The organism is Pseudoalteromonas sp. MM17-2, from assembly GCF_022347945.1.
In the GTDB taxonomy this organism is placed as follows: domain Bacteria; phylum Pseudomonadota; class Gammaproteobacteria; order Enterobacterales; family Alteromonadaceae; genus Pseudoalteromonas; species Pseudoalteromonas ruthenica.
In genome coordinates this window covers 90,564-117,303 of record NZ_JAKRFV010000013.1, presented here as the reverse complement: position 1 = coordinate 117,303, position 26,740 = coordinate 90,564, and the positions used below count along the sequence as shown (strand labels likewise).

25 protein-coding genes and 1 tRNA gene are annotated in these 26,740 nt (G+C 47.5%); 20 read left to right on the top strand and 6 right to left on the bottom strand.

Annotation, left to right across the window (positions count from 1 at the left end; translation table 11 throughout):
- Window positions 1-4: 4 nt before the first annotated feature.
- The 3 genes from recO (at window position 5) to MHM93_RS12065 (ending at window position 1,907) form a co-directional block, all read left to right on the top strand.
- A complete protein-coding gene (gene recO, locus MHM93_RS12075) occupies window positions 5-700 on the top strand; it encodes a DNA repair protein RecO (protein WP_138507760.1) in 696 nt (231 codons plus the stop codon).
- 7 nt (window positions 701-707) lie between these two features.
- Window positions 708-1,439 (top strand): pyridoxine 5'-phosphate synthase, encoded by a 732-nt coding sequence (pdxJ, locus tag MHM93_RS12070; RefSeq protein WP_022944096.1) that lies wholly within the window; start codon window positions 708-710, stop codon window positions 1,437-1,439.
- Between the two features lie 72 nt (window positions 1,440-1,511).
- The gene (locus MHM93_RS12065) at window positions 1,512-1,907 is read left to right on the top strand and encodes a hypothetical protein (protein ID WP_239449283.1); all 396 of its coding nucleotides are present in this window, start codon (window positions 1,512-1,514) and stop codon (window positions 1,905-1,907) included.
- Between the two features lie 26 nt (window positions 1,908-1,933).
- On the opposite strand, the gene barA is transcribed toward MHM93_RS12065, so the two are convergent.
- On the bottom strand, window positions 1,934-4,693 hold the full coding sequence (gene barA, locus MHM93_RS12060; RefSeq protein WP_239449282.1) for a two-component sensor histidine kinase BarA: 2,760 nt from the start codon (window positions 4,691-4,693) through the stop codon (window positions 1,934-1,936).
- 79 nt (window positions 4,694-4,772) lie between these two features.
- Here barA and rlmD point away from each other — a divergent pair, with 79 nt between their 5' ends.
- The 5 genes from rlmD to eno all read left to right on the top strand — a co-directional run bounded on the left by rlmD (window position 4,773) and on the right by eno (window position 12,125).
- A complete protein-coding gene (gene rlmD, locus MHM93_RS12055; RefSeq protein ID WP_239449281.1) occupies window positions 4,773-6,086 on the top strand; it encodes a 23S rRNA (uracil(1939)-C(5))-methyltransferase RlmD in 1,314 nt (437 codons plus the stop codon).
- A gap of 8 nt (window positions 6,087-6,094) precedes the next feature.
- A complete protein-coding gene (gene relA / locus MHM93_RS12050; RefSeq protein ID WP_239449280.1) occupies window positions 6,095-8,260 on the top strand; it encodes a GTP diphosphokinase in 2,166 nt (721 codons plus the stop codon).
- Window positions 8,260-9,021 (top strand): nucleoside triphosphate pyrophosphohydrolase, encoded by a 762-nt coding sequence (gene mazG / locus MHM93_RS12045; RefSeq protein ID WP_239449279.1) that lies wholly within the window; start codon window positions 8,260-8,262, stop codon window positions 9,019-9,021. The genes relA and mazG overlap by 1 nt, the downstream gene beginning before the upstream one ends.
- Before the next feature lie 107 nt (window positions 9,022-9,128).
- Complete coding sequence (locus MHM93_RS12040; RefSeq protein ID WP_022944090.1) at window positions 9,129-10,763, top strand: CTP synthase; 1,635 nt, start codon at window positions 9,129-9,131, stop codon at window positions 10,761-10,763.
- Between the two features lie 69 nt (window positions 10,764-10,832).
- Window positions 10,833-12,125 (top strand): phosphopyruvate hydratase, encoded by a 1,293-nt coding sequence (eno, locus tag MHM93_RS12035; RefSeq protein WP_045978620.1) that lies wholly within the window; start codon window positions 10,833-10,835, stop codon window positions 12,123-12,125.
- Between the two features lie 109 nt (window positions 12,126-12,234).
- Here eno and MHM93_RS12030 read toward each other — a convergent pair whose 3' ends face one another.
- Window positions 12,235-12,477 (bottom strand): hypothetical protein, encoded by a 243-nt coding sequence (locus tag MHM93_RS12030; RefSeq protein WP_022944088.1) that lies wholly within the window; start codon window positions 12,475-12,477, stop codon window positions 12,235-12,237.
- 216 nt (window positions 12,478-12,693) lie between these two features.
- Here MHM93_RS12030 and MHM93_RS12025 point away from each other — a divergent pair, with 216 nt between their 5' ends.
- Complete coding sequence (locus MHM93_RS12025) at window positions 12,694-13,017, top strand: hypothetical protein (protein ID WP_022944087.1); 324 nt, start codon at window positions 12,694-12,696, stop codon at window positions 13,015-13,017.
- Window positions 13,018-13,022: 5 nt separating this feature from the next.
- Entirely contained in the window at window positions 13,023-13,454 is a 432-nt protein-coding gene (locus tag MHM93_RS12020) for a fosfomycin resistance glutathione transferase (protein WP_239449278.1), read from the top strand.
- Between the two features lie 39 nt (window positions 13,455-13,493).
- Here the strand turns inward: MHM93_RS12020 and mutH are convergent, their stop codons facing one another.
- Complete coding sequence (mutH, locus tag MHM93_RS12015; RefSeq protein ID WP_045978562.1) at window positions 13,494-14,162, bottom strand: DNA mismatch repair endonuclease MutH; 669 nt, start codon at window positions 14,160-14,162, stop codon at window positions 13,494-13,496.
- A 459-nt stretch (window positions 14,163-14,621) separates the two neighbouring features.
- Between mutH and rppH the strand changes: the two genes are divergently transcribed.
- The 9 genes from rppH to MHM93_RS11970 all read left to right on the top strand — a co-directional run bounded on the left by rppH (window position 14,622) and on the right by MHM93_RS11970 (window position 22,156).
- On the top strand, window positions 14,622-15,143 hold the full coding sequence (rppH, locus tag MHM93_RS12010) for an RNA pyrophosphohydrolase (protein ID WP_022944084.1): 522 nt from the start codon (window positions 14,622-14,624) through the stop codon (window positions 15,141-15,143).
- Window positions 15,144-15,152: 9 nt separating this feature from the next.
- The gene (gene ptsP, locus MHM93_RS12005; RefSeq protein ID WP_239449277.1) at window positions 15,153-17,426 is read left to right on the top strand and encodes a phosphoenolpyruvate--protein phosphotransferase; all 2,274 of its coding nucleotides are present in this window, start codon (window positions 15,153-15,155) and stop codon (window positions 17,424-17,426) included.
- 75 nt (window positions 17,427-17,501) lie between these two features.
- Window positions 17,502-18,308, top strand: coding sequence for a sulfite exporter TauE/SafE family protein (locus MHM93_RS12000; RefSeq protein ID WP_045978564.1), 807 nt, complete (start codon window positions 17,502-17,504; stop codon window positions 18,306-18,308).
- Window positions 18,309-18,320: 12 nt separating this feature from the next.
- Window positions 18,321-19,136, top strand: coding sequence for a prolipoprotein diacylglyceryl transferase (gene lgt / locus MHM93_RS11995; protein ID WP_239449276.1), 816 nt, complete (start codon window positions 18,321-18,323; stop codon window positions 19,134-19,136).
- A 4-nt stretch (window positions 19,137-19,140) separates the two neighbouring features.
- Window positions 19,141-19,974: a thymidylate synthase gene (locus tag MHM93_RS11990; protein WP_239449275.1), complete on the top strand. Its 834-nt coding sequence runs from the start codon at window positions 19,141-19,143 to the stop codon at window positions 19,972-19,974.
- 79 nt (window positions 19,975-20,053) lie between these two features.
- Window positions 20,054-20,647 carry a FlgO family outer membrane protein gene (locus MHM93_RS11985; protein ID WP_152441084.1) on the top strand — a complete coding sequence of 198 codons (594 nt, stop codon included), beginning with the start codon at window positions 20,054-20,056 and terminating at the stop codon, window positions 20,645-20,647.
- Window positions 20,648-20,659: 12 nt separating this feature from the next.
- Window positions 20,660-21,385 (top strand): FlgO family outer membrane protein, encoded by a 726-nt coding sequence (locus MHM93_RS11980; protein ID WP_239449274.1) that lies wholly within the window; start codon window positions 20,660-20,662, stop codon window positions 21,383-21,385.
- A gap of 60 nt (window positions 21,386-21,445) precedes the next feature.
- The gene (locus tag MHM93_RS11975) at window positions 21,446-22,015 is read left to right on the top strand and encodes a FlgO family outer membrane protein (RefSeq protein WP_239449273.1); all 570 of its coding nucleotides are present in this window, start codon (window positions 21,446-21,448) and stop codon (window positions 22,013-22,015) included.
- 66 nt (window positions 22,016-22,081) lie between these two features.
- Window positions 22,082-22,156: transfer RNA gene (locus MHM93_RS11970), tRNA-Arg, on the top strand.
- Between the two features lie 147 nt (window positions 22,157-22,303).
- Here the strand turns inward: MHM93_RS11970 and MHM93_RS11965 are convergent.
- The 3 genes from MHM93_RS11965 to MHM93_RS11955 all read right to left on the bottom strand — a co-directional run bounded on the left by MHM93_RS11965 (window position 22,304) and on the right by MHM93_RS11955 (window position 25,855).
- Window positions 22,304-23,752, bottom strand: a complete 1,449-nt coding sequence (locus tag MHM93_RS11965; RefSeq protein WP_239449272.1) for a dihydrolipoyl dehydrogenase — start codon at window positions 23,750-23,752, stop codon at window positions 22,304-22,306.
- 44 nt (window positions 23,753-23,796) lie between these two features.
- The gene (locus tag MHM93_RS11960; protein ID WP_239449271.1) at window positions 23,797-24,537 is read right to left on the bottom strand and encodes a glutathione peroxidase; all 741 of its coding nucleotides are present in this window, start codon (window positions 24,535-24,537) and stop codon (window positions 23,797-23,799) included.
- A gap of 148 nt (window positions 24,538-24,685) precedes the next feature.
- Window positions 24,686-25,855, bottom strand: a complete 1,170-nt coding sequence (locus MHM93_RS11955) for a flagellar assembly protein T N-terminal domain-containing protein (protein ID WP_239449270.1) — start codon at window positions 25,853-25,855, stop codon at window positions 24,686-24,688.
- 127 nt (window positions 25,856-25,982) lie between these two features.
- On the opposite strand from MHM93_RS11955, the gene MHM93_RS11950 reads away from it, so the two are divergent.
- Window positions 25,983-26,438 (top strand): LPP20 family lipoprotein, encoded by a 456-nt coding sequence (locus MHM93_RS11950; protein ID WP_026110991.1) that lies wholly within the window; start codon window positions 25,983-25,985, stop codon window positions 26,436-26,438.
- Window positions 26,439-26,740: the final 302 nt, after the last annotated feature.

Below are 26,740 nucleotides of genomic sequence, written 5' to 3'. Positions count from 1 at the left end.
GCCGATGGAAGCCGGTTTTGACCGTGCCTTTTTACTTCATCGTCGAGCCATTAGTGACTCGCAGTGGCTCGCTGATTTTTTAGTACAACACCGTGGTATGATGCGCATGATCGTGCGCATCAGTGGTAAACACGCCGTAAAACATAAGGCTCAGTTACAGCCTTTCCAACCTTTGCTCATACGCTATCAAGGCGGCGGCGATCTTAAGTATTTGCAGCATTTCGAACTATCAGGCTCACAGCCCGCTTTAATTGGTGACAAACTATATTGTGGTTTTTACATGAACGAGTTGGCCGTGCGTATCGTACCTTTGAACGAGCCGCTGGAGCAGGTGTACGACCTTTATCAAGCGCAGCTCAAGGCCTTGGCGGCCACTAACCACATGGCAGCGAGCTTACGCCATTACGAGCTCACCTTATTGGAAAGTTTGGGTTATGGTGTTGATTTTGAATACGATAATATCGGTAAAGAAATCAGCGCTGATTGTCATTATGACTACTATCCAGAGCAAGGGTGGGTGATGCAACAACAGCCTAAATATGGCTATGGTTTTAGCGGTAAGCAAGTGCTTGCAATGGCTGCGCGTGAGTTTACCGATCCTGAAATTCAACAGGCGGCGAAGCATTTTTGTCGCTTTCTACTTAAACCCTTGCTAGGCAATAAGCCATTGAAAAGCAGAGAATTATTTAAATCAAGGTAAGGCAGCAATGAAAGAAATTCTATTAGGCATTAACGTTGATCATATCGCCACCTTGCGCCAGGCGCGTGGCACTCGTTACCCTGATCCTGCCCATGGCGCAGCAATCGCTGAGCATGCGGGCGCTGATGGTATTACTATCCACCTGCGCGAAGACCGTCGTCATATCCAAGACCGCGATGTGTATGTGATGAAAGACACCATTCAAACCCGCATGAACTTAGAAATGGCGGTGACTGAACAGATGCTGGCCATTGCCCTTGAGGTACAACCCGCGTTTGTATGCCTAGTACCAGAAAAGCGTGAGGAGCTCACCACCGAAGGGGGGCTTGATGTGGTCGGTCAATTCGATAAAGTTGCCGACGCGGTTAAACGACTTACGGCTGCGGGTATCAAAGTCAGTCTATTTATTGATGCCGATAAAGCGCAAATTGACGCCAGTGTGAAAGCGGCGGCACCCTATATTGAAATTCACACCGGAGCCTATGCTGATGCCGAGAATGACCAGCAACAAGCGAAGGAACTAGAAATTATTCGTGAGGGTGTGCGTTATGCTCATAATCAAGGACTCATCGTCAATGCGGGACATGGCTTGCACTATCATAATGTGAAGCCAATTGCTGCGATGGAAGAAATCTATGAGCTTAATATTGGTCACGCCGTTATTGCTCGTGCGGCCATTGATGGCATGGAAAAAGCGGTTCGTGACATGAAGCGCTTGATGTTAGAAGCGCGGGCGTAATTAGACCCTAAAGCACTGGTGCTGCCCAGTTCGGTGGTATGAGTGCTTTGCAGTTGCTGAAGTAAACATAACATGCGCAGCGTCTCAACCGATCTCGATAACAGGGCACCTGTTTGGCTGGCGCTGTCGGAATTGTTTTTAGATACTGCAGTGAGTGAACACTATGATGCTATCGCCCGGTGCTGTGCGCACTCACCTTACAGCCTCAATGAACTTGCCTTTATTTTACATTATGAAGTTGCTCCAGTGCTGTGGCGAAACTTATTATCACCTGCTGGGCACTGGAGTGGTTTTGATGAGCAGTGGCTTATCAGCGCAGTCAAAGCGCATGTACTTAGCGCACGCATACCGCTAAGGCGGGCGTTACTGTATCTGTACTCGCTTTGTTATCGTCGCTATTTGCACCGTCATTGGCAGGCATTAGTACCAAGGATAAAGCACTGGCGACAAGTGCAAGGCAATGCTTAATGCACTGCCTTCACGTATCAGTACAGTCAAGATGAGCTGCTTTTCTCTAAACCGGCGTCAGCCATCAAATTGCTTAACTCGTCTTGTAGCTCTAACAGCTCGGGCTCAATATCATTAATGCTGGCTTTTTCTTTCATTGCGGTTTCAATCAGCTCGGCGAGTTTTTTCAGCTTAGGCACACCGGTATAGCAACAAGCACCATGAAACTTATGGATTATCGACAGCAAACGTTCATGGTCACCTTTTGCCATCGCCTCTTCGATAAGGTTCAGTGTTTCAGGAATACTTAATAGCAACATATTCAGCATCTCTTGGGCCAAATCTTCCTTGCCACCGGCTCGTTGCAATGCCAGCTCCCAATTTAAACTATTGCTGATAAAGGGAGGCTCGCTTAGTGGCGGCTTAGCACTGACGCGCTCTCGAGCAAGCTTGTCATTGGGGGCATAATGCAATAGAGCATCGCTGAGCATATCCTCATCTAACGGTTTAGTAAGGTAACTGGCAAAGCCGACATGTTTTAACTGCTCCTTTTCACCATCTAAGGCATGAGCAGTGACCGCAATAATCGGGGTGTCTTCATTCAGAGATGACTCTAAGATTAGTTTACACGCGGTAATGCCATCCATAATCGGCATTTGAATGTCCATAAAAATTAAGTCGTAACGATGGCTTTTACATACTTCGACCGCTTGCGCGCCGTTATATGCGGTATCTAGACTTTCCACTTGCTCTTCGAGTAAGGCACAGATCAGTTTTAGGTTGGCATCATTGTCATCGACCACCAAGGCTTTGAGTGGCAAACGGGTCGTATGATGGTCGTGAGTATGAATAGTTGGGTGATCCAAGCGAAATGGCGCGGCCAACATTTCGCAAAATTTGCGATGGTTGATTGGCTTACTAAGACACCCATCGGCACCACTGCCAACGAGTGCCTCACGCATATTATGTGACACTGTGTTGAGTAATAAGTAGAGGTAGTCACTGCATTGACGAGCAATGGCAATGAGCTGCTTCATTCTGGCCATGGACTCTGCGCCGCCGGGGTCGCCAAGCACGCAGATATCGTAGTTGAATGCGTTACTGGCAGCCTGCTCGAGCTCTTCTATGGTGCGGCACCCGGTTAAATGCACGCCCCAAGCCGCCAAAATACTGCTGGTTGCCATATAACTGTGTTCGTTCTGCTCGAAATACAGCACCCGCTTATTGACCAACGAAGCACAAGGCAGGTCAAGTTCAAAGTGGTGTTCAGGTACTTTGAACACGGCGTTGAAGGTAAAACAGGTGCCCTTGCCGGGAGCCGAGTTTAGGGTGATGCGACCGCCCATAGCCTCGACTAAGTGTTTGGTAATGATAAGGCCGAGACCTGTGCCGCCAAATTTTCGGGTAATGGAAGAGTCGGCCTGGCCAAAGGGCGTAAACAAAGTGTCTTGCTTGTCCATGGCGATGCCCACGCCCGTATCCTTAACGGATATTAACAATGAGACACGTTCGTCGTTCAACAACCGGCTACTAATATCAATATTGACTTCGCCGTGTTCGGTAAATTTAATGGCATTACTGACTAAGTTAGTCAGTATTTGCCGAAAGCGTGTGGGGTCGCCAACAAGGTGATCGGGCACGTTTGGATTGACGTGAATAGACAACTCCAGGTTCTTTTCATGAGCGCCGGGGGCTAATAAGGTGAGCACTTCATTAACGGCATCACGGATTTGGAATTGAATGCTTTCCAGTTCCATGGCGCCAGCTTCGAGTTTAGAAAAATCGAGAATATCACTGATGATTGTCAACAGGCTATTCGCTGAGAGCTCAATGGTATCGAGGTAATCTTTTTGGTTTTTATTCAGTGGTGTTTTATATAGCTGGCGGGCAAACCCAATGACTCCGTTCAGTGGGGTGCGCAGTTCATGACTCATTTTCGCTAAGAAGTCTGATTTAACTTGGTTGGCAGCCAATGCATCACGTTTGGCGATATTGAGCTGGATGTTTTGCATCTCATACTGCTCGAGGGTTTCTTGATAATCAGCAGTGGCTTGGTCAATATGACGCTGCATCTCATCCTTTTCTTCGGCCATATGCTGGTTAATATGCAGCAACCCTTGGCGTAGCTGTTCGAGCTCGCCCTGCATTGGCTTTTGAATATTGTCGGCCTCTTTCCCATGAGCGACTTCTTGGGTTGCTTGAACTAAACGCGACAGTGGCTGAGTGATCATACGGCTCAAACGAATCGATATCACCACGGCAAAGCCAATGGCTAGCAGAATGACCGCAGCACTGATCAGCACCGCCTTTTGCTGCTCGACTACCGCAACTTGGCGATTGAATTGCACCATGACAATGCCATTAGTTTTAAAAGGCTGGTGACTCGGCGCATTGGGGTCAAGTATGCCATGGTAGATAACCAGAAAATCACCTTCCCGGGTCGTTTTGCTACTGGTTTTATTATCAAGTGTCGGTACTTGGGTTAAACGCGCAAACTCACGGTGTAAGTTGCTGGCCAACACCAGTTCATCATTGCTATCGAAAATAGCAACGGACTTAATAAGAGGTGAGTGTTTGTTATGAATATGCCTGGCGATGCGCTCAAGTGCGCCTTGGTCGTTGTTCGCCAATGGGTTTTCCAGCGCTATACTTAAGGGCTCGATGATCGTATTACCTTGCTCGATAAGAAATTCATCCAGCTCAAGGTAGCGATTTATAGTAAAATAACCGCCAAGTAACAGACCAATCACCACAGTAGGCACCAAGGTCAGGATCAATACCGAGTCCCGCAGGCCTAATCGGTTCATAATCAACCATATTTTTTGTCTGTGATAGGTTTAGGTTATAGCTTTCACAGGCCTTTCGCAATGTTAATTAGGGTAGTCAATGGCGAAGTTCTTTAAGCCCACAAAAAAATCAGTCAGTCAGCGCTTTCGTACCTTGTCGATATCTGGACTCGACCACCATGGTCGCGGTGTCGCCAAAGATAAAGGTAAAGTGATCTTTGTTGCCGGGGCGCTCGGCTCGGAGCAAGTCAAAGCAGAAATACTCAGCGATAAAAAGAATTACGCTGAAGCACGCTGTGTGAAAGTATTAAGCCCCAGTGCTGAACGAGTGGAGCCAAAGTGCCAACACTACCAGCACTGTGGTGGTTGTAACTTGCAGCACCTCGAGGCAAGTGCACAGTTGGCTGAAAAACAAAAAGCGTTAGCGGCGTTATTTCATAAGTTCACTGGGCTCAGTTCATTGCCATGGCAGAGTCCCATTGATAGCTCACCTTGGCATTATCGTCGTAGTGCCCGGGTCAGTGTATATTGTGATAATAAGCAAGATACCATCAAAGTCGGCTTTCGCCAGCAGGGGTCAAAACAGATCACTAATATTGTTGCTTGCCCGGTGCTTGATGCAGGGTTTATGGGTGTCTTTGACTTCTTTCGTGATGTTATTGGTGCGCATCGTGCTTTGCGCTGTATTACCCATTTACAGTTGGTGAGTGCCAAAGAGCATAATTTCATTGTTGTACGCCACACTAAGGCAATAGCGCAAACACTGCGTGAAGATATAAACGCGCAAGCGCAACAGCACAATTGGCAACTTGTTTGGCAAAGTGAAGCGCAGCAGGGCTTGCTTAGCACTTACTATGAGCTGGAAAGTAGTCAGCTCCGCCTTGGCTTTGGTTTGCAAAATTTCATTCAAGTCAATGCCGAGGTCAACGACAAAATGCTCACGCAAGCCATGTCATGGCTTAATTTAGCGGCGCATGAGCGGGTATTAGATTTGTTTTGCGGGGTGGGTAATTTCTCGTTGTTAGCGGCCATGCAAGCACAGCATGTTACGGGTGTCGAAGGAGTTGAATCGGCCGTCTCCCATGCGCGCGATAATGCTCAGCATAATGGCATTGATAACTGTGATTTTCATTGCAGCGACCTCACGCAGCCATTAGCGCAAGCACAGTGGTTTTCCAGTGAGCTTGATGTGCTGATCCTCGATCCATCTCGCACTGGGGCTGAAGCGGTGCTTGCGCAATTACCGTGCAATCAGTTTAAACGTATCTTGTACGTGTCGTGCGATCCCGTTACTCTGGCTAGAGACAGTAAAATTATACTCGCCAGCGGACACCAGCTAACTAAGCTTGGGACAATGAATATGTTTCCGCATACCGGGCATATTGAAACAATGGCCTTATTCGAACGGGGGTAGTTGCGGCCATGGTGGCAACCAGACAATCACACCGTACAGCACAGATAGAGAGCTTTGATACGGCGCTAAATCAACTAGCTCTGAGCGATGACAAGCATGCGTTAGTGAAAGCGGCCGCCGACTATTGTGGTGAGCGCCAGTGCGCCGAGCATGACCGTCTTGCCTTAGAGATGGTAGAAATTTTGGCGCAGTTAAACCTGGACGCCAATTCATTGGCGACGGCCTACCTAACGCCCTATTTCCTTGCTGGTTGTATTGATATTGAAGACACTCGCAACACCTTCAACAAAGACGTGGGTCTGTTACTCAAAGGGGTGGAGCAAATGGCGACCATCAGCACCTTGGCTCATGCTGGCAGCGGCCAAGTGCAGGTGGATAAAATTCGCCGTATGCTGTTGGCAATGGTGGAAGATGTTCGCGCGGTGGTGATTAAACTCGCGCAGCAGGTTTGCTATTTGCGTGAAGTGAAAAATGCCGAAGAAGAAGAGCGCGTAATTGCCGCCAAAGAAACCGCAAATATCTTTGCCCCACTTGCAAACCGTCTTGGTATTGGTCAGTTAAAGTGGGAGCTGGAAGATTTAGCTTTTCGCTACTTGCATCCACAAACCTACAAACGCATTGCTAAGTTACTAGAAGAAAAACGCTTAGACCGTGAAGCGTATATGCGCGATATGGTCAAGCAGGTAGAGGACAAGCTTACCCAAGCGGGAATTCAGGCGCAGGTATATGGCCGCCCGAAGCACATTTTCAGTATTTTTAAGAAAATGAGCAAAAAGAACTACGAGTTTGATCAGTTATTCGACATTCGTGCCATGCGCATCATCGTCGATGAAATTCAAGATTGTTACGGTGCCTTAGGTATAGTACATACCAGTTGGCGTCATTTACCCAAAGAGTTTGACGACTATGTTGCCACACCCAAACCGAACGGCTATCAATCCATTCATACCGTGGTCTTCGGGCCGGAAGGAAAAACCGTAGAAATTCAGATCCGTACCCAGCAAATGCATGAGGATGCGGAGCTAGGTGTGGCGGCACATTGGATGTATAAAGAAGGTGCACTGCCTGGTCGGGACTCGGGTTACGAGCAAAAAATTAATTGGTTGCAGAAGATTCTGCAGTGGCAAGAAGAAGTTGTGGATGGCACCGACCTAGCGGACGAGTTGAAAAACCAGGTGGTCGAAGACCGGGTGTACGTGTTCACCCCGCGCGGCGATATTTTTGATTTACCCCATGGGGCAACCCCCTTGGATTTTGCCTATTACATTCACTCCAACGTTGGTCATCGTTGTGTTGGCGCTAAGGTATTTGGCAAAATTGTGCCTTTCACCTACCAGTTACAAACTGGTGATCAGGTCGAAATTCTTACCCAAAAAGAGCCCAATCCGAGCCGTGATTGGCTTAACCCTAGCTTGGGGTATATCCGCTCCTCACGAGCACGTTCAAAGATCCATCACTGGTTTAAGCAGCTAGATCGAGACAAAAACTTACAAGCTGGTAAGGATATTCTCGATGGCGAGCTGCAAAAGCTCGACATTCAATACAAAGATCTTGAGCCGGCGATTAAACGTTTTAATTTCTCAGCTCTTGATGACCTCTTGGTCGCTATCGGTGCCGGTGATGTGCGTCTAAATCAGCTGCTTAACTTTGTGCAAAACAAAGGTGAAAGCGAACCACAAATCAAGTTTAAGCCGCACCGAGGTAATCACAAAGGCGATAAAAATGGCATCGTGGTTGACGGTGTTGGCTCGCTGATGAGCCATATGGCAGGTTGCTGTGAGCCGGTGCCAGGCGATAGCATTTGTGGCTATATTACTCAGGGTCGAGGCATCGCGGTGCATCGCAGTGATTGTGAGCAATTTGCGCAGCTACAAGAGCGTCACCCCGAGCGCATTGTGGAGGTCAGTTGGTCGCAAAAAACCAGCCAAGACTTTGCTCTGTCAATTAAGGTCGAGGCCAACGATCGCCAAGGGTTAATTCGCGATATCAGCGCGGTGCTCGCCAATGAGAAGGTCAATGTGATGAGCATGAATGTGAATACTATTGATGAGAAGCAACTGGCGATATTTTCGATGAAGATCGCGGTCTCAGACCTAAGCAGCACCAATCGACTGCTAACGAAGTTACTGCAAATTGATGGCGTGTACGATGCCAACCGAGTTGGAGCTAGCTAATGGGCTCTGTTGATGAACTATTGGCGATTATGGCCAAGCTGCGCTGTCCTGAGTCGGGTTGCGAATGGGATTTGGGGCAAGATTTTCACACCATAGTGCCGCACACTCTTGAGGAAGCCTATGAGGTCGCCGACACCATAGAGCGTGGTGATTTTACTGCCCTTAAAGCCGAGCTTGGCGACCTGTTATTTCAGGTGATTTTTTATGCGCAACTGGGAAAAGAACAGCAGCTGTTTGATTTTCAAGACATCGTCAGTGGTTTAAATCGTAAGCTCAAGCAGCGTCATGGTCATATTTTTGCCGATGAAGCCGAGCCCGGAAATTGGGAGCAGCGCAAGCATCAGCAGCGCCAAGCGCAAGGGCAAAAGCAGCTTCTAGACGATATTCCTAGCAATCTTCCAGCGCTCAGTGCGGCTCACAAAATTCAAAAGCGGGTCGCCAGTGTGGGCTTTGATTGGCCCTGCATTAGCGGCGCTTTGGATAAGGTGAATGAAGAGGTCGAGGAAGTGCGTGAGGCCATCAACATTGACCCACACAGCGATCACAGTGCTGAAGAAATTGGTGATTTGCTGTTTGCCACCGTTAATGTCGCTCGCCATCTTGGTCGTGACCCTGAGCAGTTACTGCGCCAAGCCAATCGCAAATTCACTAAGCGATTCAACCAAGTGGAAGTACACATCAATGAGCAGCAGCACAGCCTCAAGGACGCCTCATTAGCGCAAATGGAAGCAGCGTGGCAAAAGGTCAAATCACAAGAGTAAGGCCGCACCCGTAGGCCAATTTAAACTGGATTGGCGCAGGTGGCTTTGCTATACTATCGCCCCGTCTTGATTCTATTTAATCCATTTCCTGATATCTTAGGGTTCGCATGAGTACAAAATTTATCTTCGTTACGGGCGGGGTGGTTTCCTCGTTGGGTAAAGGTATTGCCGCAGCGTCTTTGGCCGCAATTTTAGAAGCACGTGGCTTAAAGGTGACCATCTTAAAGCTGGATCCTTATATCAACGTTGACCCGGGCACTATGAGCCCGATCCAACACGGTGAAGTGTTTGTTACCGAAGACGGGGCTGAAACAGACCTTGACCTAGGTCACTACGAGCGCTTTATCCGCACCAAAATGACCAGCCGCAACAACTTCACTCAAGGACGCGTATACGAAGATGTGTTGCGCCGTGAGCGCCGTGGTGAGTACCTAGGCGCCACCATTCAGGTTATTCCACATATCACCAATGATATTAAACGCCGCGTAATTGAAGGTGCCGAAGGGCATGATGTGGCCATCGTGGAAATTGGCGGCACGGTTGGTGATATTGAATCACAACCTTTCCTAGAAGCAATCCGTCAGCTTGGTACCGAGCTTGGACGTGAAAATGCGCTGTTCATGCACTTAACGCTAGTGCCTTTCTTAGGCCCTGCAGGAGAAGTGAAAACCAAGCCTACGCAGCACTCGGTGAAAGAGCTTCGTTCCATCGGTATTCAGCCTGATGTGCTGGTATGCCGTTCGGCGTGTAAATTGCCGGCCAACGAGCGCGCTAAAATAGCACTATTCACCAATGTTGAAGAAAAAGCGGTTATCTCACTGCAAGACGTCGACAGCATTTACAAAATTCCGGCGTTATTAAAGTCGCAAGATTTAGACAATATTATTTGTCGCCGTTTTTACTTAGATTGCCCAGAAGCGGATCTGTCTGAGTGGGAACAAGTACTGTATCAAGAGTCGAACCCAATTGGGGAAGTGACCATAGGTATGGTCGGTAAGTATATTGAGCTTCCTGATGCTTATAAATCGGTGAATGAAGCCCTTAAACATGCCGGTTTGAAGAATCGCTTAACTGTTAATATCCAGTATGTTGACTCCCAGGATATTGAGAGCAAAGGCGTTGAATTACTGCACGGCTTAGACGCTATCCTCGTACCGGGTGGCTTTGGCGGCCGAGGTATTGAAGGCAAAATTCGCACAGCGCAGTATGCTCGTGAAAACAAGGTACCTTACCTAGGTATTTGTTTGGGGATGCAAGTCGCACTGATTGAATACGCACGCAACGTTGCTGGCCTAGAAGGGGCGAACTCAACTGAATTTGATGCCGGCTCTGCGCATCCGGTGGTTGGCCTTATCACCGAGTGGCTGGATAAAGACGGTAATGTTGAAATGCGTGATGCAGACTCTGATTTAGGCGGCACTATGCGTTTAGGCGCGCAGTTATGTCACCTTAAAGAGGGTTCAAAAGTACGCGAGGTGTACGGCAGTGACCAAGTGGTTGAGCGTCACCGCCACCGCTACGAAGTAAACAACAATTATGTTGAACAACTTGAGCAAGCGGGTCTGAAATTCACCGGTCTCTCCGAAGATAAAAAGCTGGTGGAAATCATCGAAAATGAAGATCATCCATGGTTTATTGCGGCGCAATTCCACCCGGAATTCACCTCAACACCACGCGATGGTCACCCACTATTTGAAGGTTTCGTGGCAGCAGCAAACAGCTTCCAGAAACAATCTTCGTAATTGTCAGATAAAGCCGTGCTCATGCACGGCTTTCTCGTTTTACACTTGGGACAAGAGGAATCAAGCAAGATGTCAGAAATTGTTAAAGTGATCGGCCGTGAAGTGATGGACTCACGAGGTAACCCAACTGTTGAAGCTGAGGTTCACCTAGCCAGTGGTGCATGGGGTCGTGCCTGTGCTCCATCAGGTGCATCAACCGGTACGCGAGAAGCATTGGAGCTGCGCGACGGCGACAAAGCACGTTACCTAGGCAAAGGTGTGCTAACCGCAGTCGGTTACGTAAACAACGAAATTGCCACCGCATTAAAAGGTCAAAATGCCCTTGAACAACGCGCTATAGATGCGGTGATGTTAGAGCTAGATGGCACTGAAAACAAAGAAAAACTAGGTGCAAACGCGATTTTGGCTGTGTCTTTAGCGAATGCTAAAGCAGCAGCTCAAGAAAAGGGCGTAGAGCTGTTCGAACATATCGCTGATATCAATGGCACCTCAGGTAACTACTCTATGCCTGTGCCAATGATGAACATTCTTAACGGTGGTGAACACGCTGATAACAATGTTGATATTCAAGAGTTTATGGTTCAGCCAGTAGGCGCATCTAGCTTCCGTGAAGCGCTGCGCATGGGCGCGGAAATTTTCCATAGCTTGAAGAAAGTACTCAGTGCTCGCGGCTTAAATACGGCGGTGGGTGATGAAGGTGGTTTTGCCCCTGATCTGAAGTCGAACGAAGAAGCTCTGGAAGTGATCGCTGAAGCGGTTAAAGCTGCCGGTTATGAGCTCAACAAAGACGTGACCTTGGCGCTTGATTGTGCTGCGTCAGAGTTTTACCACGATGGTAAATATGACCTTAAAGGTGAAGGTAAAGAGTTTGATTCTGCTGGGTTTGCTGACTTCTTGGCTGACTTGGCGGCGCGCTATCCAATCATCTCTATTGAAGATGGCTTGGATGAGAGTGACTGGGACGGTTGGAAAATTCTAACTGACAAAATTGGCGATAAGGTGCAATTGGTCGGCGATGATTTATTCGTAACAAACACGAAAATCTTAAAGCGCGGTATTGATGAAAGCATTGGTAACTCGATTCTTATCAAGTTTAACCAAATTGGTTCTCTGTCTGAAACCTTGGATGCGATCAAAATGGCGCAAGATGCGGGCTTCACAGCGGTTATTTCACACCGCAGTGGTGAAACTGAAGACGCCACCATCGCTGATTTGGCAGTAGGTACAGCAGCCGGTCAAATTAAGACGGGTTCATTGTGTCGCTCTGACCGTGTCGCTAAGTACAACCAGTTGCTACGTATTGAGCAGCAACTTGGCGATAAAGCGGTATATAAAGGCCGCTCGGAAATCAAAGGTCAATAACCAGTTGTTGAACAAAAAAACCGCAGCTCAGCTGCGGTTTTTTTATTTCTGGTATTACCAAGCACTTAAAAGCTGGGCTTGTGGTTAAATAGCACCACTAATACGAAGGTTATTGAAGGCTGTTGGTTGTACCGCGATTGAGCTCACGCTTTACGTAATCTTGACCTGCTTTTTCTTGTGCTGCTTTTTCTTCAGCAGTCATACAGACGCGCTTGGGTATGTTCGAGCCAGTCGGCCTTTTTAACTCACATATCAGGCCGTCATTATTAGCGGTTTGTCCTTCATTAGCTTGGCCAGCGCAACCACTTAATAGCACCACTGCACATCCTGCCAAAAGCAATCCTAATTTCATTATTATCTCCTTAATAGTCCGTTAGCCCTCTTTTGGGGCCACCTTCATGTTATAAGGGAATTACTTTTCAGTTGCCAGTAAAGTAAGTGTTATTAATTGTTTTTAATAGTTAAATTAACCTATTGTTAATATTGTTTACCTTTCATTGTTGTGTCACTATGAGTCTAAATCGGAACAGTCGCTGTATCTGCATTGGTAACGCTCAAGGAGGGCAGGGTGACAGTACTTTATTTTCTCGGATGTCCAGAATTAGACACGCTTAATACCGATGAGCGTAGTCAGGTAGTGGAACAGGCCTATAAAGAGTTTCGGGCAGTGCACCCGGTAAAATGGGCGATACGCTGGTTGTTAATTGTCTTGGCGCTATTACCCTCGGTGATACTTGGTGTGTTGATTGGCACTGAGGCTGCGCTCGCCAGTGCAGTGATAGCTATGGTGCTACTGCATATTGTCATTGCAGAGAAAGAGAGCACCTTAGCGCGCCATTATTTGCACCAGCATTTCAGCGAGCTCTGTGCGAAAGTGTTGCTTAAGTACTAAAGCTGATGTTGTTAGGCATCAATCACCTTACTTTGACGGTGCATGATTTGCGGCGCTCGTTACAGTTTTACTCCGAGCTGCTATGTTTCACTCCGTTAGTGCGTTGGCGTCAAGGTGCATACCTGCAAAACCAAGAACTGTGGCTATGCCTTAATGTTGGCCGACCCCAACCAGCGCAAGATTACTCCCATGTTGCTCTAACGGTGGAGCCAAGCCGTTTTTGTGAATTGCAACAGCGATTAACCGCCGCTGATGTGTGTTTTTGGCAGGAAAATAGCAGTGAAGGAAACTCTTTGTATTTTCTAGACCCTGATGGTCATAAGTTAGAAGCGCATGTTGGTGATTTAGGTAGTCGATTGGCAGCCATAGCGCAAAAGCCCTACGAACACTTGCATTGGCATCCACAAGGGCAGGCAGTGATAAAGGACTATGATTGATACCCAAAGCGGCGCTAGTCAGACCTCCACAGACCGGGCTTATAAGGCGAAATGGTTGGCTAGAATCTGTCTCGTAAAATGGGTTTTAAGGTAAAAGCCACGGGGCAGAGTTTGAATTGTTTTTCCTTGTGGGCCAATGGCGTCAGTTAACGCTTGGCTGTTTGCCGCTTTAGGACGCAGTTGCAATACTTCGCCATAATGGCCGTTGAGCGTTTCTATTTTCCCCAATGCAATCAGCTCGGTGAGCTCCTCCCAATCACGTTTAAGCTGTGCAAACTGTTGCTCATTGGGACGCCACAAAAAGCCACTGCCAATGACTCTGTCGATTACTGCGATATCACGTTCGGCCAGTATTGGCAGCCACAGTACGTGATTAAGCTTCTTGTACACTGTGCTTTGTTCAAAGGTCAGCCCTTGTAGATTGGTTAAGGGGGCGACACTGACAAAGGTCGTCTCCAGTGGCAAACCTTTTTGCGAGATGGGCAGCGTTTTCAGTTCGACACCTAATGACACAAAGTCGGGTTCGGGCAGTGAGCCAGCACTGGCTCCTAACGCAAGTTCAATAAGCTGACCAACCCAGCCTTTTTCACGCAGCAAGTCTTGCGGTGTTTTAAAGCCAAGCTCACCTGCCAATTGTCCCAGCGTTTTACCTGCTATAGCATCGACCCGTTGTTGCAGTTGACTAAGGGTTTGTGGCGGTGCGTTCATGTCTTTGTCTCTAGAGTATTTCAATCGCTATGTTAGCAAACTCTTGCGTAGTGGAGAATGTGTCACCTTACTATCTCGGCTAAGTATTGCTAGTAAGTGCCTTAGTTGGTGTTATTTTGAACATGTTTTCAGTGATTAAAATAACATCGCTTTATAAGTTCTCGTCAAAAAATAACATTATGAAAAATAAAGATATTTTCCATAAAGCCTCTCGGGCTTTAATAATATACTGTTGTTTTAATCCACAAAATACAGTCCTATAAACATATTTATCCACAGAATCTGTGGAGAAACACCTTTTTATGATCGTCAATTGTGGATTTGTTCTATTTTTACCCTTGTTTTTTAAAAGTTATGCACAGCTTGTGAGTAAGTTGGTGTTTAGTGCGAATAATATTTGCTGTGCTTTAGGGATTATGGAACAATCGATAAAAATCGACTTACAAATGAGGCACTAAGGTGATTGATGCCGAAGGTTTTCGTGCCAATGTCGGAATCGTAATTTGTAATAACCAAGGCCAAGTCTTTTGGGCTCGTCGTTACGGACAGCATTCTTGGCAATTCCCGCAAGGTGGCGTAGACGATGGGGAAACGCCCGAGCAAACCATGTATCGTGAATTACACGAGGAGGTTGGCTTACTCCCTGAAGATGTAGAGATACTGGCAAGTTCTAGACATTGGTTGCGTTATAAGTTACCGAAGCGGTTGATCCGCAGAGATTCCACACCTGTGTGTATTGGCCAAAAACAAAAATGGTTCTTGCTAAAATTAAAGTGCAAAGATGAAGACGTGGATTTACTTAAAACTCACCACCCTGAGTTTGATGACTGGCGTTGGGTGAGTTATTGGTATCCTGTACGTCAGGTCGTGGCCTTTAAACGCGACGTATACCGCCGGGTAATGAAAGAGTTTGCGCCGGTTGCTATGCCTTTTAATCGCAAGGAGTCACAGCCGCAAGGGCAGTGGCGCCAACGCCGATAGGAGAACACCATGTTAGCCACCATGCGCACCATCGTCGAGCAAGTTGCTCAGCAACCGAGTTTGGAAAGCGCATTGGTGGTATTTGTATCGCAAGTAAAAAAAGCGATGCGCACCGAGTGTTGCTCAATTTACTTCGCTGATTACAGTAAGGATAACTTCGTCTTAATGGCCACCGATGGCCTCAATCCTGGTGCTGTGGGTCAGTTTCGAGTCGGTTTTACTGAAGGCTTGGTGGGCTTAGTGGCGCAGCGTGAAGAACCTATTAATTTGGCTTATGCCAAATCACACCCGCGCTTTGTCACCTCCGATTTAGTGCAAGAAGATCAGTACAATGCCTTTCTCTCTGTACCTATTGTGCATCAACGCCGCGTGCTCGGTGTTATTGTCGTGCAGCAGCAAGCTGCGCGGGTATTCAGTGAAGATGAAGAGTCATTTTTAATTACTCTTTCTGCTCAGCTAGCGCCTCAGTTGGCCGACGCACAACTGCAAACCTTGCTCAACCAAGATGGGCAAAGCCAGCGCTCCACAACTCTTAAAGGCATATCCGGCTCGCCGGGTATCGCTTTAGGGCAGGCCTATGTGGTGTTGCCTAAGGTTGACTTTTCGTCGGTTGAAATGCGCAAAGAGCCTAACAAACTCAAACAAAAGCAGCTATTTTTCCAGGCGGTAGCCGCCACCCACAAAGAATTCAGCACCCTGGCAGCGTCGATGCAAGGGCACCTTCCCGATGAGGCTGTGGCCGTTTTTGAAGTGTATTTACAGCTTCTTGATGCGAAGAGCCTAGGACGCGATGTTGAATTAGAAATAGCCGACGGTTGGTGCGCCAAAAGTGCCTTGAAGCGGGTTATTGAGCGTCTAGTGCAGCAATTTAATGCCATGCAAGACCCTTATATAAAGGAGCGCGCCGTTGATGTTAAAGACATTGGTTTACGGGTTCTGCACCACCTACTAAATACCGAGAAGGCCACCAAGGTGTATCCAGACGATACAATTTTGGTGGCGCACACGTTAACCCCAGCTATGCTAGCTCAGGTCCCCAAAGAAAAACTCAAAGGGGTGGTCAGCGTCCATGGTGCGGCGAACTCCCACGCCTCTATTCTTACCAAGGCGATGAACATTCCCACCGTGTGGGGCATCAATGATATTCCTCTATTGCAGTTTGACCAAAAGGAATTGATTGTTGATGCTTATGCGGGGCGCGTCTACTTATGTCCTAGCGAGGCTCTTAAGCAAGAGTACGCGCAAGTACAGCATCACGACGCTAAATTACATGACCAGTTTGAGTCTGAGCACCATCTCGAGGCAAAAACCGCAGACGGGAAGAGCATCGACTTGTTGCTTAACGCTGGCTTGGATTTAGGCAGTGAGCTCAATAGCGCCCGATATTGCGATGGTGTTGGGCTGTACCGCACCGAGTCATGGTTTATGCAAAAGGGAACGTTTCCGTCTCAGCATGAGCAAGAGGTGTGGTATCGCCAAGTACTCAGCAGCTACCACCCTGCGCCAGTTACTATGCGTACATTGGATATTGGCGGCGATAAAGCACTGGATTATTTCGATATTAACGAGGAAAATCCGTTCTTAGGGTGGCGCGGTATTCGCGTAAGTTTGGATCATCCGGAGCTTTTCCTCGATCAACTGAAAGCCATGATCAAGGCCAATACTGGCTTGGGTAATCTACGTATTATGTTGCCGATGATAAGTGATATCGGGGAGGTTGATGACGCGTCTGCGCTGATGGAACGCGCTTATTATGAGTTGCAACAAGATGCACCGGATCAATTCAGCTATATTGATAAGCCGCTAGTGGGAGTGATGATTGAGGTGCCCTCGAGCATGTATTTACTCAAGGAGTTGGCGGCCAAAGTTGATTTTTGTTCGGTGGGCAGCAACGATTTAACTCAGTATCTGTTAGCTGTGGATAGAGCTAATTCCAGAGTGGCTGGGCTTTTTGATCCTTATCATCCTGCAGTTTTACGAGCTTTAAACGGTATTGCCCAGCAATGCCAAAACGCCAACTTTCCGTTTAGCCTATGTGGTGAACTTGCCGGTGAGCCCGAAGGCGCGGTGCTCCTTATTGCTATGGGGTTTGACAGCCTAAGTATGAACTTCAGCTCGTTACACAAAGTGAAGTGGGTGATCCGCCGTGTCGGTTTGGCTGCTTGTGAGGTGTTATTGCATCAATGTTTGGCTGCTTCCAGTGCAAAGAAAGTGCACCGCTTGGTGCGTGAATTTATGCTCGAAAACCACCTTGGCGCGCTTCTTTATACGCAAAAAGAGTGATCAATAAGTGGTCGTGAAATTGCCTTTATAACCTGATATATTAGCGCTATAAGAAAAGTTTATAAGAAGGGCGGTATGGCTGACCTGATATGGCTATTTTTGCTATGCACAGTGCTTGGCAGCGTAGTAGGCTTTTTAGCTGGATTACTGGGAATAGGAGGCGGCTTACTTATTGTCCCGGCGCTTTCGGCGTTATTGGTGCACTTTCATGTCACGGATGTTGAGCACGTGTTAGTGATTGCCATTGCTACCTCCTTGGCTTCGATTTTATTCACCTCCACCTCTTCTGCTTTGGCGCATCATCGTAACCAAAATGTCCCCTGGCAAGTTGCACCTTGGGTGCTTGTAGGCGTTTCACTGGGCGCCCTGATAAGCGGCTTTATGGCAAGTTATATACCTCAACAGGGATTGAAAACCATATTTGCTGTCTGTGTGATGTTCATTGCGATGCGTATGATTGTCTCTACGCGCAGAGTAATGAAGACTCGGGCCATGCCTAAAGGTCCTATGGTTGCTGCTAGTACCTCGGTACTTGGGGCCATATCCGGGTTAATCGGTATCGGCGGCGGCGCGCTTGTGGTGCCGCTTTTAAATTATTTTTCTGTGGATATGAAAAAGGCCATTGGCTGCGCCGCTGTCAGTGGCATAGCCATTGCGCTGTTTGGCTGCTTGGGTTACATTGCCTCCGGGTGGCAAGTGAAGAGTTTAAGCGATGGCTTCTTGGGCTTTGTGTATTTACCTGCTTTAGCGGGGATTGTTGTCACCTCCTGGTTCACTGCTCCTTTTGGCGCGCGAGCAACGCATTTTTTACCAGTATCGCAAATTAAGAAAATCTTCGCCGTGCTATTGGTGGTGATCGCCTTGCGAATGGTGTTTAGTTAGGCATTGGAATTTATGGCTTTAGAGTTTCCGCAAATCGACCCCATTATTTTTGAAGTGGGTCCGGTGGCTGTACGTTGGTATGGCTTAATGTATTTAATTGGCTTTGCTTTCGCTCTGTGGCTAGCAAACCGACAAGCAGCAAAACCTAGTTCAGGGTGGAGTAAAGAGCAAGTAAGCGATCTGCTGTTTTACGGCATGCTCGGTGTGATCCTCGGCGGACGTGTGGGCTATGTGCTGTTTTATCAGTTTAGCTATTTCCTCGAAAACCCATTGTATTTACTGCGTATCGACCAAGGCGGAATGTCTTTTCACGGTGGTACCCTTGGCGTGATTGCCGCCATTGTGTGGTTCGCTAAAGCCAAAGGTAAGTCTATCTTAGCGGTGGGCGACTTTGTGGTGCCTTTGGTGCCGCTGGGGTTGCTGGCCGGGCGCATTGGTAACTTTATCAATGGCGAGCTTTGGGGGCGCGCATCTGATGTGCCCTGGGCGATGGTATTTCCTACTGGCGGGCCTGAGCCAAGACACCCTTCACAATTATACGAGGCATTTTTTGAAGGCCTCGTGCTGTTTCTTATTTTGCAGTGGTTTATACGCAAACCACGCCCAGCAGGCAGTGTCGCCGGATTGTTTTTACTCGGTTACGGGGTATTCCGTTTTGCCATTGAGTACTTCCGTGAACCTGACGCTCATTTAGGCCTGTTTGCAGACTTTATTTCCATGGGGCAAATTTTATCCTTGCCGATGATTATCGTGGGTGCTGGGCTGATGTATTGGGCATACCAGCATAACAACAGCACAGAGAAACACGGCTCACAACAACCAAGCTAATACTATGAAGCAATATTTAGATTTAGTGCGCCATGTGAAAGAGCATGGCACCAAAAAAGAAGACCGGACCGGTACCGGCACCCTTAGTGTATTCGGCTATCAAATGCGCTTTAATTTGCAAGAAGGGTTTCCCTTGGTGACCACCAAGAAGTGTCATTTGCGCTCGATTATCCACGAGTTGTTGTGGTTCCTTAAGGGCGATACCAATATTGGTTATCTTAACGATAATGGCGTGCGCATTTGGGATGGTTGGGCCACGGCAGAAGGTGAGCTGGGCCCAGTGTATGGCAAACAATGGCGCAGCTGGGAAGGTCCTAATGGTGAAGTGATTGACCAGATTAAGGACGTGGTCGAGCAAATTAAAACTAATCCAGATTCACGACGATTAATTGTCAGTGCCTGGAATCCAGCATTGTTGCCAGACACTCAGTTTAGCCCTAGCGAAAATGCTGCTAAGGGCAAGCAAGCACTGCCGCCGTGTCACACGCTATTCCAATTCTATGTGCTTGATGGCAAGCTGAGTTGTCAGCTATACCAACGTAGTGCAGATATTTTCTTAGGTGTGCCGTTTAATATTGCCAGCTATGCATTACTGACCATGATGATAGCGCAAGTATGCGATTTAGAATTAGGCGACTTTGTCCATACCTTTGGCGATGCGCACTTGTACTTGAACCACTTACAGCAAGTAGACGAACAGCTTGGGCGTGAACCGTTCGCCAAACCGACCATGAAGATTAACCCTGAAGTGAAAGATATCTTTTCTTTTAGCTTTGATGACTTTGAGCTGGTGGATTACCAGTGCCATCCTCATATCAAGGCGCCTGTTGCTATTTAATCTGGCCTCAGGTTGTTGCTGGCACCTTTATTGCAGGCACATTAAGTAATATTCATAAATGTGTTTCGATGAGGGTGTCATGCGACTCTTAATCACGATTTTGCTAGCGGCGCTGGTGATGGCTTGTGCGCCTTCACAACGCATAGAAATTGTGCCCCGCGTCGGTGAATACCGACCTGTACAAGAAAATACTATTCACCAATACAGTGTCCGTCTTGCCAATAATATGACAGCGGCGTTGCAAAGCATTGCTCCGGGTGCCAAAGTCGCAGTCGGCACCTTTTTGCCGCCCCAGTCATTAACGCTCAAGCAAATGACACCTCAGCAACACCAGATAGCTCTACAACTTCAAGAGAGTTTTATCACCCTCTACAATCAAATGGGTTTCTCCGTGGTTGAATACCGAACCCGTAATAGCATTGCTTTGCGTGACGGCGGAGATGTTATGTTGAGCCGCGAGGTAGGGCAGTTAGCAGCCCGTCACGGTATCGACTTTTTTGTTACCGGGACTATGACCCCACAGCAAGATGCTTATGTGGTCAATGTGCGGATGATTAACATCAGTAATAATGAGGTGGTCGCGGCGGCGACGGACTATTTACCTAATAATGTGTTAACTAGTGCCGATAAAGTACATATGCAAAATGGCCATATTGAGCGCCGCGCTTATTAACGAGGAAAGACTATGAACACTCCCGCAATTTCAGGGCTTTTATCGCTGACCTTAGCTGTAGCTGGTTGTGCCAGTATGAATCAATGGACTGCGCATGAAGATGAAGTGAAGCGCCAAGCCATTGATGAATATGAAAGTGCCCATCAACAGGTTAAAGTGATTGGCGCGCCAGAGCAAGCCGTGGCTGGTAATACAGCCCAGTATCAAGGCCTTAACAATCCTCTTAAAGTGCATTCCAGCCGCCAAAGTTACGCGAAACATTCTGTGAAAAACATCAACCATTATGTGCGCGGATTGATGCAAGATATGATGAGTAACATTGACGCCAGCGCACAAAATCAGGTTATGGCAGTATCAAGCTTCGTCTACTTAGATACCGACTACCAGCAGGGCACATTATTGGGCAACCAATTGGCAGAGAGCTTTATGCATGAGTTGCATGAATTTGGGGTGCCTGTAGTGGATTACAAGACCACTGATTACATTCGTGTAACCCCTGAAGGTGACTTCGCTTATAGCCGTGACTTTTTAGAGTTGCAGCAAGATCACCCAATGCGCTTAGTGTTAGCGGGCACGCTGGTGAAACACCAAGGCGGAGTCTTAGTGAATGCGCGGATTGTTAGCGTCAATTCGAAAATGGTCATTGCCAGCTCTCAAGGTTTGATCCCCAACGATGTAGTAAACGCGTTACTGAGTAACGCCAGTTATAATGGTGTGGAGCTCAGCCAAGCGAATTAGTTATAAAGTTTTTAGCCCTAGCGCCGATAACCGACTATATGGCTTAAGTGGGTAAAAACAATGATAAAGCGTTTTCTTATTGGCGCCATGGTAACAACCATGGCCATGGCTGCATGGGCTCAAAGTGAGCCAAGCAAGGTCGAGATAAACCCTCTGTATATCAGTGTTGATAGAGGGTTTAACAATGCTCACCACAAACACCTAGGGGATTACACTCAACAATTGGCATTGAAACTCAGTGATACCATGGCAACACAACATGTCAGCCATATTGCAGTGACCAGTTTCGTTGACTTTGATCATCGCCTTGATAACGCTGGCGCCCTTGGTAACCAGTTAGCCGAAGGGCTGATGACAGACCTGCAACAATTTGGTTTTGCAACGGTCGAGCACAAGCTTAAACGCGCTATTTCTGTTCAACCATCCGGTGACTTTGCCCTTTCTCGTCATGCCAGCGAGTTGGCTGAGTCGGTGGGTGTAGACCATGTTCTCACCGGTACACTGGTGTACCGCCCCAATGGTGTGGTGATTAATGCTCGAGTGATCAGTAGTCAGGATCAAGTCATTAAAGCCAGCGCCCGCCAGTTTATTCCTTACTTCGTCTTAGACAACCTATTGCCGCATGGTTAATAGCTCAGCGTTTGTGCTTTAAGCTATTGCTATTTAAGGTGAAGTTATTTGATAATAGAGGCCAGTGGCCTCTTAGTTAAATGGATATAACAACCCCCTCCTAAGGGGTAGTTGCAGGTTCGATTCCTGCAGGGGCTGCCAGTTTATCCACATCGACCTATCCCCATAAAAGCACCTTTATTCGTGTTAAAGACAGTACTTAGCAGATAAACACGATAACGGTCTTGCGGTGCGTGCTTAGGTACCCACGCCTCTGGGTCGTGGACTCAGAGGCCGAAACAGGTATTACTAGGCGCCAGGGCCGCACTCTATGCAGTGTCTAATAATATCAGGACCAAACTTTAGCTTGGCGTTAACGTTTCGTAGGGCCGTGCGCACGCCTTCCTCTATGACCGGGTGGTAAAACGGCATCTCTAACATTTGTGGTACAGTCATTTTGTTTTGCACCGCCCAGGCAAGCAAGTGAGCGATATGCTCGGCTGCAGGGCCTATCATTTCGGCGCCCAAAAATAGGCCGCTGCCTTGCTCTGCGTAAACTCTTAACATCCCTTTATTTTTTAACATAACGCGGCTGCGTCCTTGGTTTTCAAAGCTTACTTCGCCGATTTCATAGCAGCCACAATCACCAAAGCGTTTACTTACTTGCTGATATGACTCGCCAACCATCGCAATTTGTGGGTCGCTAAATACAGCCGCAATTGGCGCTCGACGTAAGCCATTACGCACATCAGGGTAGCGTCCTGCATTGTGCCCTGCGATAGTGCCTTGATCCGTAGCTTCATGTAGCAGCGGCACCATATTACTGGCATCTCCGGCAATAAATATGTTGCTGTCCCCGCATTGCATAGTGTATTCATCGGCAATGGGGACTCCTCGCTCATCAAGCTCTAGTGATGTATTTGTCAATGCTAGCTTATCGACGTTGGGTTTGCGGCCCGTGGCGGCAAGCACGTAGTCGAACTGTTCGTTGTGTTGTTGTCCATGATCGTCGGTATAAGTGAATAGAGCTTTATCGCCGACTTGTCGCATATTTGTCACTTGAGCATCGGCGTCTACGAAAAACTCTTCAGCGAAGGTGGTGGCGGCATAATCTTTTAAGACTGGATCGCTTAGCGGGCCAATTGCTCCGCCAACGCCGAATAACTTTACGCGTACCCCTAAACGATGCAATGCTTGGCCGAGCTCTAAACCAATAACGCCAGGGCCAAAAACAGCCACAGACTCGGGTAAGTCTTGCCAGTCAAAAACCTCATCGTTGACAATTAAGCGCTCGCCAAAGTTGTTAAACGCTTCTGGGTAACTAGGTCGGGAGCCGGTGGCGATAACGACACGCTTGGCTTCAATTAACGTATGATCAGCGACTTGAACTTGATGATCATTAATAAATTGTGCGTGGCCAATCAGACGGTCTTGCGGGTCGATATCTTCGACTGCATCAATTACAAAGCCAACAAAGCGATCACGTTCGTTGCGCACGCGATGCATCACTGCCTGACCATCAATAATAGGGGCTTGGGTATTAATACCGAAACGGTTCGCTGTGTGCACACTGTGGGCTGCTTCTGCAGCGGCGATCAAGAGTTTGCTGGGCATGCAGCCAACTCGCGCACAAGTTGTTCCGTAATGGCCTGCCTCGATCAAGAGTACCTTATTGGTATGTTCTTTCGCGCTGCGATAAGCACTTAGGCCGGCTGAGCCTGCGCCAATGACTAAAACATCGGTGCTCACTTTATTCATAGCAGTGTCCTTATAAAAAAGGGCCCGCAGGCCCTTAAAATGAATTAGTTGTTGGTGAAGTAAAGGGAAAGCTCATCAGAGCCACCTATATGTTGCCCACCAATAAATACTTGCGGTACCGTATCTCTACCGGATATTGCTTTTAAGCTGGTAAGCGACGCTTGACTACCCAACACAATTTCCTCAAAAGCAAGACCGTGCTGCGTAAGCATTGCTTTCGCTTTGGTACAAAACGGGCACCCCGGCTTAGTAATAATGCTTACCGGCTGTGGCTTACTTTGTTTGGGGTTAATATAATCAAGCATAGTATCTGCATCCGACACCTCAAAAGGGTCGCCTGGTTTTTGCGGCTCGATAAACATCTTCTCGACCACGCCGTCTTTTACGAGCATGGAGTAGCGCCAGCTACGTTTACCAAAACCTAGGTCGTTCTTGTCGACCAGCATGCCCATGCCGTCAGTGAACTCGCCGTTACCGTCAGGGAGTAAGGTAATATTGTCGGCTTCTTGGTGCTCAGCCCACGCATTCATAACAAATGTATCGTTTACCGAGACGCAGACAATGTCATCTACGCCATTTTGTTTTAGTACACCTGCAAGCTCGTTGTAGCGGGGCAAGTGTGTTGACGAGCAGGTTGGTGTAAACGCACCGGGCAACGAGAAAACCACGACCGTCTTACCTGAAAAGATATCGTCTGAGGTAAGTTGTTGCCATTGCTCGCCTTTACGCACTGCAAATGTCACCTGAGGAATTCGTTGGCCTTCGCTGTTGTTTAATGTTGTCATACTGATAATCTCCTTTCGATGTGTTGAGTACAGTGTGACAAAAGCGAGTTGATTTGTATATCAGTAAGAATTGATGACTTTGATTGTTAAAATCGAACGATGAACGTATCTTGAGTTTAAATGGTACGCAGGAAGTGCTGAACCAAAGCTATTGGCTCAGCAACACTAAATCATTCAGTTGAATATTCGCCAGTGGCCGTTTACCAATATTAGTGGCAATGGCACTGTGTTGGTAAAGCTGATTCACTTCTACACGATGTAAGGTAGTTACCTGGCGTGGCAAACGTTTGCCTGCATAGGTGGTGAGGTTGCTGCTATGCGCCAAAGTGAGTTGCTGACCCATCACTAAGCCGTTGGCTTTACCTAAGTTGACAACTACTTGGTCACCATCAATATGCTGAATTAATCCACGGGTCGGTAGGCAGCGCAGCTCATTGTTAAGGTCAAACATCACTTTCTCACTGAGCGCAGTAATGGCTCGTCCGTATTGGCTTTGCCAAAAAGTGCCACTGTTTACATCGATACGAGCGGTTTTTTCAAATTGCCAAGGCCCTTGAGTTTGATAGGCTTTTTGCCATATTTTTTCAAAGCTCAAGGCATCGAATAACGCAAACTCTACATTAAAATAGCGGTTATAGCTTTCGTCCTGCCAAAATGCATAATCATTATTTAATTGCTTGCCGGTGGAAATATCGGTGATTTGCGAAAGTAACACGTACTGACTGTTACTTTTGTCACGAATATATTCCAGTACATTTTCATCATACTGAAATTGCTGTGTAAAGAAGGGGCTAACATCCACCGCTTCTTTAAAATAAGGAATAGGCAGCATTGCTAGCTGCGTTTGGCTCATAATTGCGTAGAGCTGCTTAGTAAAAGCTGGGGCCACGTCAAATATTTGACCATAACGAGCTTGCTGTGGATTATCCAATGCCGTGCGTGTGAGAGCAAAGTGGCTAACAAAGTCTTGTTCAGGGCATTGCTGTGGGTTATCTAACACTTCAATTTGCATGGTGACACTGATCATGCCATCACTTTGTTGCTCTTCGAGCAGCTGCATTTGTTGTACTTGACCATGTGCTTGCAAAGAAAGGTGATCTTGAGTGAGCACGCCGTTAGTCAAGGTCTGCACACTGGATAGCTCCAGCCCTGAATATAATAACGCCTGTTTTATAGCGTCACTGACCGCGTTGGCGCGTGCTGTTTCAGTATCTCCATCCTCTAAAGTCGCAACCCCTGTGGTTTGCAACCATTGGGCGCTGACACTCGGGCTTATTAGTGCAATCATCAGTGCGCACACACATGCCAAATATCGCATAGTTATCCCACCTAAAAATGTTCTTGCAACAAAGATAGCAAAGAACATACCAACTCCCCTGTAATAGTGGCATTTATCGTGCATACTACTGAGCATAGGTTTAGAGACAATCAGTGTGGAGCAAAACATGCTACGAATGATGATACTGCTGATCAGCACATGGAGCATGCTCGGTTGCAGCAGCGTGTTTGATAAGCACGTTGAATACGCCATAGAGCAGCCTGACAATTATCCGATTTTACGTGCGATTGGCTACGCGCCTATTGCACCGCAGCCCGGTGAAAGCGCCCAGCAAAAATCGCTGATGGCGATGAAAGCTTCGAAGATAGAAGCTTACCGGGAGTTGGCGGAGCAGGTTTATGGTCAGCAAATGCAAGGGCAAACCACCGTTGCCAATGCCATTGCTGGAGATGATGTACTGCAAGCACGGGTTCAAGGGGTGATCCGAGGGGCTCGAGTTAAACGCAGTTATGTTGTTGGCGACAGTTATGCGACTGAATTAGAACTGGATATGAAGCTAGTACACGATCTTTACATTACTCAGAGTAAACCTCGCAAGGTAAAAAAGGTCACTTACTACTGAGGTGCTTGCTGATATACAACACTGCCCCAAGTGTACGCCTGTGCGCTTGGGTTTTATCTTTCCTTGCCTTTATACACCTGCATTTTTGCTTTAATTCCTAATATCAAACTTATTCTAAGCGCCTCTTTATACTGCATTTACGGCTAACATCGGGTGCTGCAGAACTGAAAATCACTGCTATGCTTTAATAAATCAAACCCATTGCGTCCTAAGCGGTGCGCAGAAACTATGTAGGCTTTTAGGACGTAGTGAGCAGTGCGAAAATTATAAATAAAATACGGTGGCTGGGGCTAGGTTTAGTG